This window comes from Aeromonas sp. SrichE-2G, from assembly GCF_017939565.1.
Taxonomy (GTDB): Bacteria; Pseudomonadota; Gammaproteobacteria; order Enterobacterales; family Aeromonadaceae; genus Aeromonas; species Aeromonas taiwanensis.
Map to the genome: position 1 here is coordinate 175,840 of NZ_JAGKRG010000003.1, position 14,038 is coordinate 189,877.

Below are 14,038 nucleotides of genomic sequence, written 5' to 3' on the forward strand. Positions count from 1 at the left end.
CACCATCGAACACCGGAAACTTACAAATTCACCATGTTGTTGAGCTCCAGGATCGGCTGCAGGATCGACATCACGATAAACAGCACGACCCCGGCCATGGAGACCACCAGCATGGGTTCAAACACCCCGAGGGCGATGTTGACCTGGGTCTCGAACTCCCTGTCCTGGTTGTCTGCCGCCCGCTCCAGCATGCTGTCGAGCTCGCCGCTCTGCTCGCCGGAGGCGATCATGTGCAGCATCATGGGCGGGAAAATTTTGGTTTCGTCCAGCGCCTTGCGCAGACTGGTTCCCTCGCGCACCCGCTCGGTGGCCTCGCCGATGCGCAGGCGGGCGAAGTCGTTGGAGAGCACCTCCCCCGAGATCCGCATCCCCTCCAGCAGGGGCACGGCGCTGGCGTTGAGGATGCTCAGGGTACGGGCGAAGCGGGCGGTGTTGAGCCCCCGGCTGACCCGGCCGATGACCGGCAGACGCAAGATGACCTGATGCCAGTGACGGCGACGCTTGTCGTCGGTCAGCCACCAGCGCCACGCCAGGCCACCGATGGCGAGCAGCAGCAGGAACCAGAGGCCGTAGTGCTGCAGCAGCTCGCTCGTCCCGATGAGGAAGCGGGTGGTCCCCGGCAGCTGCTGGCCCATGTGTTCGAACTGGGCCACCACCTTGGGCACCACGGCAGTCAGCAGTATGGAGATGACGCCGACGGCCACCAGGGTGAGGACGATGGGATAGATCATCGCCTGCAGCAACTTGGTGCGCATGTGCTGGCGCTGTTCGGTGTAGTCGGCCAGGCGGTTCAGCACCTTCTCCAGGTGGCCCGACTTCTCGCCGGCCGCCACCATGGAGCGGAACAGCTGGTCGAACACGTGGGGGAAGGCCCCGAGCGAATCGGCCAATGAATAGCCCTCCACCACCTTGCTGCGCACCGTGGCCACTAGGCTGCGCAGGTGAGCCTTCTCGCACTGCTCGGCGACGGCCTTGAGCGCCTCTTCGATGGTGAGACCGGCCCCCACCAGGGTCGCCAGCTGACGGGTGATGAGGGCCAGCTCCGCCGTGCTGGCGCCGCGACGAAACAGCACGAAGCGGTTCGCCTCCCGCTTCGCCTTCTCGGTGGTCTCGTTCACCTCGAGAGGAGTGAGCCCCTGCTCGCGCAGCAGCTGGCGTACCTGGCGGGCGGAATCGCCCTCCATCACCCCGGATTTCTGTCTGCCCCTGGGATCGAGCGCCTTGTATTCGAACGCCGCCATCTCAATCTTCCCGGGTCACGCGCAGCACCTCTTCGAGGCTGGTCTGCCCCTGGAGGACCTTGTCGATGCCGTCACGGCGGATGCTGGGGGTATGGCCCCGGATCAACCGCTCGATGGCCAGCTCGCCGCTGGCACTGTGGATCGCCTCGCGCACCGCCTCGTCCACCACCACCAGTTCGTGGATGCCGGTCCGGCCGCGGTAGCCGGTGTAGTTGCATTGCTCGCATCCCACCGGACGCCAGATCTGCTGATCCGGCGCGAGTTCGATGCCCATGGCGAGGCGCTCCTGCTCGGTGACGGGGTGCGAGGTGCGGCAATCCGGACAGAGGGTGCGCACCAGACGCTGTGCCAGCACCGCCAGGAGCGACGAGGAGAGCAGGAAGGGCTCGATACCCATGTCCCGCATCCGGGTGATGGCGCCGATGGCGGTGTTGGTGTGCAGGGTCGACATCACCAGGTGACCGGTGAGGGACGCCTGCACCGCGATCTGGGCGGTCTCGAGGTCGCGGATCTCCCCCACCATCACCACGTCCGGATCCTGACGCAGGATGGCGCGCAGGCCGCGGGCAAAGGTCATGTCCACCTTGCTGTTGACCTGGGTCTGGCCCACCCCTTCGAGGTCATACTCGATGGGGTCTTCAACGGTCAGGATGTTGCGATCCCGCGAATTGATCTCGGACAGTGCCGCATAGAGGGTAGTGGACTTGCCCGAACCGGTCGGGCCCGTCACCAGAATGATGCCATGGGGCTTGCGGATGAGATCGCTGATGATGTTGCGGTTGGCGAGCGTCATGCCGAGCTGCTTGAGCTCGAGGCGCACGTTGTTCTTGTCCAAGAGACGCAGCACCACCCGCTCGCCGTAGCTGGACGGCATGGTGGAGACGCGCACGTCGACGGCGCGGCCGCCGATGCGCAATGAGATGCGGCCATCCTGGGGCACCCGCTTCTCGGCGATGTCCATGCGCGACATCACCTTGATGCGCGACACCAGGAGCGACGCCAGCTTGCGATGGGGGCGCAGGATCTCCCGCAGCACCCCATCGATGCGAAAACGAATGACCAGGGCCCGCTCGAAGGTCTCGATGTGGATGTCGGACGCCTCCTCCTTGATCGCCTCGCTCAGCATGGCGTTGATGAGGCGGATGATGGGGGCGTCGTCGTCGGCGTCCAGCAGATCCTCGCTCTGGGGCAGCTCCTCGGCCAGGGCGAAGAAGTCCATCTCGTTGCCAAGATCCTCCATCAGCTGGCGCGCCTCGGAGGAGTCGCGCTGGTAGTGGGCCATCAGCAGTGTCTCGAACTCGTCGTTGCCAAACTGTTCCACCGCGAAGGCGCAGCCCGCCACCCGCCGCACTTCCAGCAGGGTCTGCGGGGTCACCCCCTGGCGACAGAGCAGCACGGGGGCCCCCTGGCGTTCGGTCAGGATGGCCCCGAAGTTGCGGGCGAAGGCGAACGGCAGTTCCGGCAAAGCGGCCGGCAGCTCGCTGCCATCGAGCTGATACGCGGCCATCAGGGCTTGCTCTGCACGAAGGGTTGCTGCACCTGGGTGCGAACACCGGTGGCGGTGGCCTGCTGCTGGGCCTTCATCCGCTCGATCTGCTGCTGTACCTCGGGGGACATCATCACGTCCTGGCCGTAGGCGGGCAGCACCTGGCGGGGGGGCGAGGTGGCATAGCCCTCATCCGCGGCCCGGTTCAGCTGCTCGGCCCTGAACAGGGTGTACTTGTTGCTGGAGACCCCGGTGTAGACGTTGGCGTCACGCAGTATGGTCGGCCGGATGAACACCATGAGGTTGCGCTTGGAAGTGGTGTTGGACGTCGAGCGGAACAGATAGCCCAGTACAGGGATGTCGCCGAGCAAGGGAACCTTGGAGACCTGCTCCTTGGTCTGCTCGTCCATCAGACCGCCCAGCACCACGGTCTCGCCGCTCTTCACCAGCACGGCGTTCTTCACGGTGCGGGTGTCGAAGGTCGGGCCCAGGTTCGCGGTCCCGGTCGCCTGGGTCTGCGCCACGCTGGAGACCTCCTGCTCGATGTTGAGCAGCACCGAGTCTCCCTCGTTGATCTGGGGCGTCACCACCAGCTTGGTCCCCACCGTCTTGCGCTCTATGGTGTTGAACACCTGATCGCTGGTGGTGGAACTCTGGGAGCCGCTCTGCACCGGCACTTCCTGGCCGACGTTGAAGGAGGCTTCCTTGTTGTCCATGGTGACGATGCTCGGGGTCGAGAGGATGTCGTTCTTGGTGTTGGTGGAGAGCGCCGTCACCAGAGCGGCCCAGTCTCCCTTGTAGAAGCCCGCCGCCATGCCGCTGAAATCGCTGAGCAGGCTCTCCAGCCCGTCGGTGTTGCCGTTGTCGTCGTAATCCTTGCCCGCGATGATGGCGGGACCGATGGGCAGGCCGGTGTTGGTGAACTGGGTGCCACCGCCGTTGGCGTTGGCCCACTGCACCCCGAGGTTCAGGCCGTCACCATCCGACACCTCGACGATGATCGCCTCCACCAGTACCTGGGCACGGCGAATGTCGAGCTTGGCGATGACCTGCTCCAGTTCGGCCATGACGTCCGGCTGGGCGGTGATCACCAGGGCATTGGTGGTCTCGTCCGCAGAGATGGCGAGCTGGCCACCGCCTATGCTGGCACCACCGCCAGCGGCTGCGCCCCCTCCCTTCTTGTCCGCTTCTATGCTGGAGCTGACCCCCTTGAGCACGTCCACCAGATCCTTGGCCTTGCCGTATTTCAGGTAGAAGACCCGGGTGTTACCCTGACTCTGCAGATCCCGGTCGAGCTGGCGCACCATCTGGATGATGCGGGCACGGGCCTTGGGCTCACCGCTGATCACCACGGAGTTGGTGCGCTCGTCCGCCACCACCTTGGGGGAGAGCAGCAGGGAGGCATTGGCCCCCTGGTTGCTGCCATCCTTGTTGAGGTTGGTCACCAGCCGCACCATCTCGCCTGCGGAGGCGTACTTCAGCTTGATGACGTCCATATCCTGATCGCCCGCCTTGTCCACCCGGCGCACCACCTCCACCAGGCGATTCACCACGGCGGCACGGCCAGTGATCAGCAGCACGTTGGAAGGCTCGTAATGGACCACGTTGCCGCCACCGGCGTTGTCGTTGAGCTGGCGCAGCAAAGGGGCCAGCTCGCGCACCGAGACGTTGCGCACCGGGACCACCCGGGTCACCATCTCGTCCCCCACGCCGGGGTTGCGATCGTCCACCACGGGGATGGCCGAGGTCTTGGCATCCTTGGAACGCACCACCTTGAGCACGCCGTTGTTCATGGGCACCACGGCGAAGCCGTAGACGTCGAGCACGCTCAGGAAGAACTGGTAGTACTGCTCCTCATTGAGCAGGTCGTAGCTGCGCACGTTGATCTTGCCGCGCACAGAGGGCTCGATGATGATGGTCTTGTTGAGGTTCTTGCCGACCGTGTTGATGAACTCCTCGATGTCGGCATTCTTGAAACTCGCGGAATACTCGGTGGCCCAGGCAGAACCTGCCATCATCAAGGCCGTGGCCATGGTGGCAAGACCCCAGCTCTTCCCTTTATTTATCATTCTTGGTGTTACTCCGATTCATTATTCTGACAAGCCGACATACACGTCGTAGAGCTGTCCTTGCCGCTCGACGGTGACGGTCATTTCCGTGGCGCCCGCTACCTGCTGCATCGCCTGCATGGCCTGTGCGTTATCCCGCAGATCCAGGCCATTGATGCTGACCGCCAGATCGTTGGCGACCAGTCCGAGTTGATTGAACAGTTCCGGATTGCGGCCCGGGTTGAGTCGATAGCCGACCATGCGGCCATCCACCCGGACCGGGGAAATATTGAGATAATCGGTGATCTTGCCAGGATTGCTCAGCAGCTCGCTGCGCACCGCGGTGAGCCCCTCCCCCTGGCGGGCCGCCTTGGGCAGGGGTTTGCCGTACTCTTCCCCGTCCAGCATCAGGGTCTCGTCACGGCCGTCGCGGGCGATGATGACCCGGTCGGCGAACACCTGGCGGATCTTCGCCTGGGTGCCGTCGATGTAATCCCCGATGCCGTAAGAATTCTGTACCCCGTTATGGGCGATGATGGCGATGGATTTGGCCGGATCTGAGCTGGCCAGCACGCCGTTGAGCTGGGCGTTGAGCTGGGTCTTGGGGGCATCGGCTGCGACAGCCTCCGCCATTTTGTCGGCCTGAGGCTGCTGCGCCTTGCCAAACAGCGAGAGGCGGCTGAGGTTGGCAAGATCGAGGCGATCGCCGCCGCGACCCTGAGCCGAGGTGACGGATGGCTGCCAGGGTGCGCTGCCGGATGGCTGGGCCAGTTCAAACAGGCGCCAGGTGAGCACGGCGCACTGCTGCGCCAGCAACAAGAGCAGCAGCCAGAACAGGGGTTGGCTGAAACGGGAGAGTGGCACTGCCTTGCAGCGAGCCAGAAGGGAGTTCAACAAATCATCCCTGAACGGTAGCGTCATCTTTATCAAAATTGTCTGGCATCCTAGTCGGTTAGCTATTGTGTACGGCAATGGACCCAGAGACAACCGACCGGATGGGACCAAGGGGAGAAAATTCAGATTCCGTCACACCCGCCCCCAGTTTCTATCCCGGGGGTTGCCTCTGGTATAATCATGCACCCTTTCAGTCATCCCGGAGCCGAACCATGCCAAATACAGCACAGAGCAGCCCTCAGGTCCGTCTCGACAAGTGGCTGTGGGCCGCCCGCTTCTACAAGACCCGCAGTCTGGCACGGGATCAGATCGATGGCGGCAAGGTGCATTACAACGGCCAGCGCAGCAAACCTGGCAAGACCGTCGAGGTCGGCGCCCTCGTCCGTTTCTGGCAGGGCCAGGACGAGCGGGAGGTGCGGGTGCTCGAGGTGAGCGAACAGCGCAAGTCCGCCCCCCTGGCCCAGCAGCTCTATGAAGAGACCGAGGCCAGCCTGAAGAGGCGGGCAGAAAACAGCGAGGCCAGACGCTTCAACAGCCAGTTTGCCCCGAGCCCCGAACGCCGCCCCGACAAGCAGGAGCGACGCCAGCTGATCAAGGTCAAGCAATCCTAATCTGCCTGCGTGACCCCTTTATGACGGCAGGTGGAGGAAATAGTTCCTAACCACCTGTTTAACAATGTAATTATTCCCCCAAGCACATCCTAGGAAAACATGATGAGTAACCAAGACCTCCTGTATCGCTATCTGTTCGAAGAGTACGAAGTGCGGGGTGAGCTGGTCCAGCTGGATCATACCTATCGCCACATCATCGACGCCCAGAACTACCCGGTACAGGTGCAGCAACTGCTGGGTGAGCTGCTGGTCGCCACCAGCCTGCTGACCGCCACCCTCAAGTTCGAAGGCTCCATCACGGTGCAGCTGCAGGGGGACGGCCCGGTGCGCCTGGCGGTGATCAACGGCGACAACAACCAGCAACTGCGCGGCGTGGCCCGCTTCGAAGGGGAGCTGCCGAGCGATGGCAAGCTGCAGAGCCTGATCGGCAACGGCCAGCTGGTGATCACCATCACCCCGGAGCAGGGCGAGCGCTATCAGGGCATCATCGCCCTGGAAGCCGACACCCTGGCGGCTTGCCTGGAGCAGTATTTCGCCCAGTCCGAGCAGCTCGCCACCCGCCTCTGGATCCGCACCGGCCATCACGAAGGCCAGCCCCGCGCCGCCGGCATCCTGCTGCAGGAGCTGCCGGCCCAGAGCGAGGATCACAGCGAGGACTTCGATCACCTGGTCCAGCTCACTACCACCATCAAGGATGAGGAGCTGTTCGGTCTGGAAGCGGAAGAGATCCTCTACCGCCTCTACCACCAGGACAAGGTGCGAGTGTTCGATCCCCAGGCCATCGAGTTCCGCTGCACCTGTTCCCGCGCCCGCTGCGAAGGGGCTCTGCTGCAGATAGAGAAGCAGGAGGCGGTGGCCATGGTGCAGGAGCTCGGCAAGATCGACATGCACTGCGATTACTGCGGCGCCCACTACGAATTTGATGGGATCGACATCGAAACCCTGTTCAGCAGGGCTCCCGGTAATGATGCAAACAAGTTACACTAATCAAAGGCGGGCAAAACCCGCCTTTAACTTAAATAACAAAAAAATACCCTATTTTATAAAGTTTGATGGCGATCGCTAAAAACTACCACCTAGGTGGTAGCATGAACGTCAGATAGAACCCTACACACCTCTGAACCCAGGAGAATACAATGACAATCGTGGTAGAACCCACCCTGGCCCAACAACTGAAGCTGGACCAGTACGGTATCAAAAATAGCCAGGAAATCGTTCGCAACCCCTCCTATGAGCAGCTTTTCGCAGAAGAGACTCGCCCTGACCTGGAAGGTTTCGAACGGGGCGTCGTCACCGAGCTCGGCGCCGTCAATGTCAACACCGGCATCTTCACCGGCCGCTCCCCGAAAGATAAATATATCGTCAAAGATGCCACCACCCAGGATACCGTGTGGTGGTCTGACCAGGGCAAGAACGATAACAAGGCGATCACACCCGAAGTGTGGTCACATCTGAAATCCCTGGTGACCAAACAGCTCTCCGGCAAGCGCCTGTTCGTGGTGGACGGCTTCTGCGGCGCCAACCCGGACACCCGCCTGGCCGTACGCATCATCACCGAGGTGGCCTGGCAGGCGCACTTCGTGAAGAACATGTTCATCCGCCCGAGCGAGGAAGAGCTCAAGACCTTCACACCGGACTTCGTGGTGATGAACGGCGCCAAGTGCACCAACCCGGACTGGAAGGAGCAGGGTCTCAACTCCGAGAACTTCGTCGCCTTCAACATGACCGAGAAGATGCAGCTCATCGGTGGCACCTGGTACGGTGGCGAGATGAAGAAGGGCATGTTCTCCATGATGAACTACTTCCTGCCCCTGCGTGGCATCGCCTCCATGCACTGCTCCGCCAACGTGGGCAAGGATGGCGACGTGGCCGTCTTCTTCGGCCTCTCCGGCACCGGCAAGACCACCCTCTCCACCGATCCAAAGCGCCAGCTGATCGGTGACGACGAACACGGCTGGGACGACCACGGCGTGTTCAACTTCGAAGGGGGCTGCTACGCCAAGACCATCAAGCTCTCCGAAGAGGCCGAGCCGGACATCTACCACGCCATCCGTCGCGATGCGCTGCTGGAGAACGTGACCGTGGCCGCCGACGGTACAATCGACTTCGACGACGGTTCCCGCACCGAGAACACCCGGGTCTCCTACCCCATCTACCACATCGACAACATCGTCAAGCCGGTCTCCAAGGCGGGTCACGCCACCAAGGTGATCTTCCTGACTGCCGATGCCTTCGGTGTGCTGCCCCCGGTCGCTAAGCTGACCAAGGAGCAGACCAAGTACCACTTCCTGTCCGGCTTCACCGCCAAGCTGGCCGGTACCGAGCGCGGCATCACCGAGCCGACCCCGACCTTTTCCTCCTGCTTCGGCGCGGCCTTCCTCAGCCTGCATCCGACCAAGTACGGCCAGGAGCTGGTGAAACGGATGGAAGCGGCAGGGGCGGAAGCCTATCTGGTCAACACCGGCTGGAACGGCACCGGCAAACGCATCTCCATCAAGGATACCCGCGCCATCATCGACGCCATTCTGGATGGTTCCATCGAGCAGGCGCCGACCAAGGTACTGCCGGTGTTCAACCTGGAAGTGCCGACCGAGCTGCCGGGCGTCAATCCCGCCATCCTCGATCCGCGTGACACCTACGCCGACAAGGCCGAGTGGGATGCCAAGGCGGCCGACCTGGCCGGGCGCTTCATCAAGAACTTCGAGCGCTTCACCGACAACGACGAGGGCAAACGCCTGGTCGCGGCGGGTCCGCAGCTGTAATCACGGCCCCAACCAGCTTCAATCCCATACCGGTCAGCCCTGCTGGCCGGTATTTTTTTGGCCGATACGCGGCATATGACTCCCGCCAAGCCTTGCCTTGCGCGCCCTCGCGCGTTAGATTCAGCCAAACTTTATACAATATACAATTTTGCAACCTGCCCGTGACGCCAGCATGACCCCACCCTACAAGACCCGCACCCAGATGGTGATGGAGAACCTCCGTGGCCGGATACTGCGCGGGGAATTTCCCGCCGGGGCCCCCCTGCGCCAGGACGCCATCGCCAAGGAGCTGGCGGTGAGCCGCATCCCGGTGCGCGAGGCCCTGATGCAGCTGGAAGCCCAGGGGCTGGTGAAGTTCGAGGCCCATCGCGGCGCCGTCGTCACCATGCTGGACGCCTCCGCCGTCGAAGAGCTCTTTTATTTGCGGGCGCTGCTGGAAGCCGATACCCTGTTTCACGCCGTCGACAAGATGACGGAAGCCACCTTCGCCGAGGCGGAGGCCATCCTCGCCCAGTTTGATCTGGCGCTGGAGTCCGGCACCCAGATCGAACACTGGGCCGAATTGAACCACCGTTTTCACGCCACCCTCTATCAGGTTGCCAATCGCCCCCAGGCACTGGAGCTGATCGCCCAGATCAATCTGAGCTGCGACCGCTATGTGCGTTTCGAACTGCTGTTTGCCCAGGGCGGCGTAGACAAGGCCGAGCGCGAGCACGCCCGGCTGCTGGAGCTGTGCCGCGCCCGGCGCAAGCACGAGGCCGTGGTACTGCTCAAGCAACACATCGAGGCGGCAGGCCAGTCGGTCAGGCAGATCCTGGCGAACAGCCACCACCCATGAACACTCACATCATCACAATCTGGCAATAACGACATGAATCATTTCGAGATTATTGAAACCCGCGTCGCCCAGGTCAGGACCACTCTGGCCACGCTGGAACTGGACGCCTTCATCGTTCCCCACGACGACGAGCACCTGGGGGAATACATTCCCGCCTACGCAGAGCGGCTGGACTGGATCACGGGTTTCAACGGCTCCGCCGGCCTTGCCATCATACTGGCGCAGCGGGCGGCCCTGTTCATCGACGGTCGTTATACGGTGCAGGCCCGCATGCAGGCACCGGCCGAGCTCTTCGAGTTCCTTCATCTGGTGGAAAATCCCCACGTGCAGTGGCTGGCCGAACAGCTGCCGTCCGGTTCCCGGGTCGGCTTTGACCCCCGCCTCCACAGCCTGGCCTGGTACCAGAACGCCAGGGCCGTGCTGGCCGATCGCGGTATCGAGCTGATCCGGGTCGACGACAACCCCATCGATCTGCACTGGGTCGATCGCCCCGCCCCGACCAAGAGCCCTGTCATCCTCTACAGCGAGGAGCTGGCGGGCCAGTCCAGCCAGGCCAAGCGCGAGCTGCTGGCCAGCGATCTGCGCAAGCTCGGGCTGGATGCGGTGCTGCTGACCCAGGCCGAGCCCATCAACTGGCTGCTGAACCTGCGCGGTCGCGACGTGGAGCGTCTGCCCGTGGTGCTGGGCTTCGCGGTGCTGTACGCCAACACCACGGTGGACTTCTTCGTCGACACCGACAAGATCGACTGCTTCGCCTTCAGCCAGCACGTGGGTCAGGATGTCTCCGTCTACCCCATCGACAAGCTGGGTGACGTGCTCAAGCGCATCGGCGAGGATCACCAGAAGGTGCTGGCCGACCCCAACACCGCCAACGCCTGGACCCAGCTGGTCATGGAAGAGGCGGGCGCCATCCTGGTGGCAGGTCAGGACCCGACCATGCTGCCCAAGGCGTGCAAGAACGCCGTGGAGCTGGCCGGCATGCAGCGCGCACACCTGCGCGATGGCGTCGCCGTCACCCGCTTCCTCGCCTGGCTGGATCGCCTGATCGCCAGCGGCGAATTCGACGGTGTGGATGAAGGCACCCTGGCCGATCGGCTCGAGGCCTTCCGCCGCGAGCAGGATCACTATGTGGAGCCGAGCTTCGACACCATCTCCGCACTCGGTCCCAACGCCGCCATGTGCCACTACCGTCACACCAATGGCACCCCGCGCGCCTTCGGCCAGGACAGCATCTATCTGGTGGACTCCGGTGCCCAGTATCTGGACGGCACCACCGACATCACCCGAACCGTCAAGGTGGGTGAGGTGACCGACGAGCACAAGGCGATGTTCACCCGGGTGCTGCAGGGCCACATCGCCCTGGATCAGGCCCGCTTCCCGCGCGGCACCGCCGGCATCCAGCTCGACGTGCTGGCCCGCATGCCTCTGTGGCAGGCCGGCTACAACTACGACCACGGCACCGGCCACGGCGTTGGCCACTTCCTCAGCGTGCATGAAGGCCCGCAGCGCATCGCCCCCAAGGGCAGCCTGGTGGCCCTGCAGCCGGGCATGGTGCTCTCCAACGAGCCGGGCTACTACCGGGAGGATGGGTTCGGTATCCGCTGTGAAAACCTGGTGGTGGTGACCGAGCAGGAAGCCCGCGGCGAACTCGCCATGCTGGGCTTCGAACGGCTGACCTATGTACCGTTCGACACCCGCCTCATCGATCGCAGCCTGCTGAGCCCGGCCGAGTTCCGCTGGATCAACGAATACCACGCCGAAGTCTATCGCCGCCTGAGCCCGCTGCTGGCTGGCGAGGATCTCGCATGGCTGGAGCAGGCGACCAGCCTCCTCTGATGACACAGGGCCTGCGGGCCCTGTTTTTTTGCCTTCGGATCTCTCCTGCCTGCCCGGGCAGAAGAGACCCGCTTGCATCGCTTCGCCCGGCCTTCTACCCTGTGCCTCTTTTTTCGCTGCCCGCCGGCAGCAGAGACCCGTGACAGGAGCCCGGATGCACCCGCCCCCCGTTTTACGCATTGCCACCCACGCCGACATGCACGCCATAGGGCGGCTCGACGCCGACATCTTCGGTGAGGATGTCTATCCTCCCTTCTTCTTCCGTCAGGCCATGGATTTGTGGCCCGATATGCTGATCGTGGCGGAGCGGGAAGGCAGGCTGCTGGGCTATGCCCTGGGAGGGCTCGGTCAGGATCGGTCGCAGGGCTGGCTGCTTTCCCTGGCGGTGCGCCCCGAGGCGCGCGGCTTCGGCCTGGCCGAACGCATGATGCTGCAAGTGGAGCAGGGCCTGACGGCACTGCAGGTTGCAAGGGTCAGACTGACCGTGGATCCGGCCAATCCCGCCCGGCGCCTCTACCTGCGCCTCGGCTATGCCTTGCTGTCCGAAGAGGCGGGCTATTTCGGTGCGGGTGAGGATCGCCTGTTGCTGGAAAAGTCCCTGATCTGACGGTCATCAGGGGCGCCGGACGGCGTCCACACACATACCTGGTTACATTTTGCAGGTTTCATGAGCAACCTGGTTGGCGTAAAGTTGAATCCATCACCAGATTAATCCGATGCCCGCCCAGGAGGCACATCATGTTGAAACGTATTGCCCTCGTCACCCTGCTGGCCGCCACCACCGCCATCACGGGCTGTGCCAACAGCGACGTCTACTCCGGCGATGTCTACACCAAGGATCGCGCCAAGCAGGTGCAGACCGTCAGTTACGGCACCATCATCTCCACCCGCCCGGTCAAGATCCAGGCAGACGAAAACTCCCTGATCGGCACCATAGGCGGCGCCGTGGTGGGTGGCCTGCTCGGCAGCACCATAGGGGGCGGTCGCGGCAGTGACATCGCCGCCGCCGGGGGTGCCATCGCCGGTGCTGCCGCCGGCAAGGCCGCCGGTGACAAGCTCAATCAGGTGGATGGCGTGGAGCTCGAGATCAAGAAGGAGAGCGGTGAATCCATCGTGGTGGTGCAAAAAGCCAGCCCGACCTTCGTGCCGGGTGCCCGGGTCCGCATGACACAGGGCAACGGCACCATCAACGTGGCCGTGGTGAACTGATCCCGCCTGAGTGCCTGAAACAACGAGTGTCCAATAAAAAAGGTGAGCCCAGGCTCACCTTTTTGTTGTCTGTCGGGTTTGCTAGCCTGGCCCCCTGCTCGCCTCAGGCATTCAGATGCAGCCAGGCGGCGATGGCCAACTGCAGGCCGACCAGGTTGGCATCGTGGAGCCGGGCCTGGAGTGATGCCGCCTCCCCGGTCGCCTCGGCCAGCAGGCGCTGCTGCACCAGAAGCTCGGGCAGCCAGGCCGGCGCAGGGCTCAGGGCCGCTGCGGCACCGGCCACCAGGGCGCAGCCCTGCAGCATGCCTTGCAACGCCGGTGCCCGCACGGCATCGTCCCCCTCCAGCCAGAGCTGCTCGTGGTGTTGCCAATGCTGCAGGCCGGCCGTGATCCCAGCCTTGCCCTCCGACACCTCGGGCAAGGGCTGCACGGCCAGGGGCTTGCCGAGCCCGGCCAGCCGGTAGCCACGCTGCGCCTTGGACTGGGCCCCCAGCCGCAATCCTCCCAGCGCCGCCAGCTGCTCCGCCAGCCCGAACAGGGCGGCGGGCTCGCCAGATTTGATCTCCAGCTCCAGCTCGTCAATCTCGGTGCGCCCCAGGGCACCGACAATCTCCCCCCGATCCCAGGCCAGCTCGATCAGGGCGCCGTCGAAGGCAACCAGCCAGTGCCGACGCAGGAAGTCGGTGCTGAACTGCGCCACCAGACGGGACTGGATCTCGTCGCGCACCACCGGGCTCGGCCAGATCTCCGCCGGAAAGGCCGACAGGGTGGGCAGGGAACCGTCGATGGGAGCGTTGTATTCGGGTCTGGCATGCAGCCCCCCCACCACCTGACCCCGGCACTTGATGGTCTGTTCAGAAAAATGATCGCTGCGGCGGATGCGCAAGCCCATGTCGAGCCGGCGCAGATCCAGGGCGGGCGTGTCGAAGTAGACATTGCCGAGCCTCGCCTGATCGGAGGAGATAATCTCGAGTGAATTCAGAAAGTTGGATAGGGAATCTTGAATATCGCTGGTGACGAAAAACTTTATCTCGATCTCAGTTTGCATAGTCATTCCGGGCGGGCAGGCAACTTTGGGGGGCATGATCCGGGTCGCGAGGATATAATGCCAGC

At 63.4% G+C, this 14,038-nt stretch carries 12 protein-coding genes; 7 read left to right on the forward strand and 5 right to left on the reverse strand.

The window, feature by feature from the left end:
* Window positions 1-20 precede the first annotated feature (20 nt).
* Genes exeF through exeC form a run of 4 tightly spaced genes read right to left on the reverse strand, consistent with a single transcriptional unit; the run spans window position 21 to window position 5,672 of the window.
* Complete coding sequence (exeF, locus tag J9885_RS01865; RefSeq protein ID WP_210547916.1) at window positions 21-1,241, reverse strand: GspF family T2SS innner membrane protein variant ExeF; 1,221 nt, start codon at window positions 1,239-1,241, stop codon at window positions 21-23.
* Window position 1,242: 1 nt separating this feature from the next.
* Window positions 1,243-2,748 (reverse strand): GspE family T2SS ATPase variant ExeE, encoded by a 1,506-nt coding sequence (gene exeE, locus J9885_RS01870; protein WP_043763038.1) that lies wholly within the window; start codon window positions 2,746-2,748, stop codon window positions 1,243-1,245.
* On the reverse strand, window positions 2,748-4,796 hold the full coding sequence (exeD, locus tag J9885_RS01875) for a GspD family T2SS secretin variant ExeD (RefSeq protein ID WP_210547917.1): 2,049 nt from the start codon (window positions 4,794-4,796) through the stop codon (window positions 2,748-2,750). Before exeD ends, exeE begins: the two co-directional genes overlap by 1 nt.
* A 21-nt stretch (window positions 4,797-4,817) precedes the next feature.
* On the reverse strand, window positions 4,818-5,672 hold the full coding sequence (gene exeC, locus J9885_RS01880; protein WP_282598274.1) for a GspC family type II secretion system variant ExeC: 855 nt from the start codon (window positions 5,670-5,672) through the stop codon (window positions 4,818-4,820).
* Between the two features lie 209 nt (window positions 5,673-5,881).
* On the opposite strand from exeC, the gene hslR reads away from it, so the two are divergent.
* From hslR to J9885_RS01915, 7 genes are all read left to right on the forward strand, one after another.
* Window positions 5,882-6,280: a ribosome-associated heat shock protein Hsp15 gene (hslR, locus tag J9885_RS01885; RefSeq protein WP_043763034.1), complete on the forward strand. Its 399-nt coding sequence runs from the start codon at window positions 5,882-5,884 to the stop codon at window positions 6,278-6,280.
* 102 nt (window positions 6,281-6,382) lie between these two features.
* Window positions 6,383-7,267, forward strand: coding sequence for an Hsp33 family molecular chaperone HslO (gene hslO, locus J9885_RS01890; RefSeq protein WP_043763031.1), 885 nt, complete (start codon window positions 6,383-6,385; stop codon window positions 7,265-7,267).
* A gap of 149 nt (window positions 7,268-7,416) precedes the next feature.
* Window positions 7,417-9,042: a phosphoenolpyruvate carboxykinase (ATP) gene (pckA, locus tag J9885_RS01895; RefSeq protein ID WP_134694547.1), complete on the forward strand. Its 1,626-nt coding sequence runs from the start codon at window positions 7,417-7,419 to the stop codon at window positions 9,040-9,042.
* A gap of 172 nt (window positions 9,043-9,214) precedes the next feature.
* Window positions 9,215-9,880 carry a GntR family transcriptional regulator gene (locus tag J9885_RS01900; RefSeq protein ID WP_043763026.1) on the forward strand — a complete coding sequence of 222 codons (666 nt, stop codon included), beginning with the start codon at window positions 9,215-9,217 and terminating at the stop codon, window positions 9,878-9,880.
* A gap of 33 nt (window positions 9,881-9,913) precedes the next feature.
* Window positions 9,914-11,716: an aminopeptidase P family protein gene (locus J9885_RS01905; RefSeq protein ID WP_210547919.1), complete on the forward strand. Its 1,803-nt coding sequence runs from the start codon at window positions 9,914-9,916 to the stop codon at window positions 11,714-11,716.
* A gap of 154 nt (window positions 11,717-11,870) precedes the next feature.
* On the forward strand, window positions 11,871-12,323 hold the full coding sequence (locus J9885_RS01910; protein WP_210547920.1) for a GNAT family N-acetyltransferase: 453 nt from the start codon (window positions 11,871-11,873) through the stop codon (window positions 12,321-12,323).
* A 131-nt stretch (window positions 12,324-12,454) separates the two neighbouring features.
* Window positions 12,455-12,925: a glycine zipper 2TM domain-containing protein gene (locus tag J9885_RS01915; protein WP_043807879.1), complete on the forward strand. Its 471-nt coding sequence runs from the start codon at window positions 12,455-12,457 to the stop codon at window positions 12,923-12,925.
* A 103-nt stretch (window positions 12,926-13,028) separates the two neighbouring features.
* Here J9885_RS01915 and J9885_RS01920 read toward each other — a convergent pair whose 3' ends face one another.
* On the reverse strand, window positions 13,029-13,973 hold the full coding sequence (locus J9885_RS01920) for a CYTH domain-containing protein (protein WP_210547921.1): 945 nt from the start codon (window positions 13,971-13,973) through the stop codon (window positions 13,029-13,031).
* Window positions 13,974-14,038 lie beyond the last annotated feature (65 nt).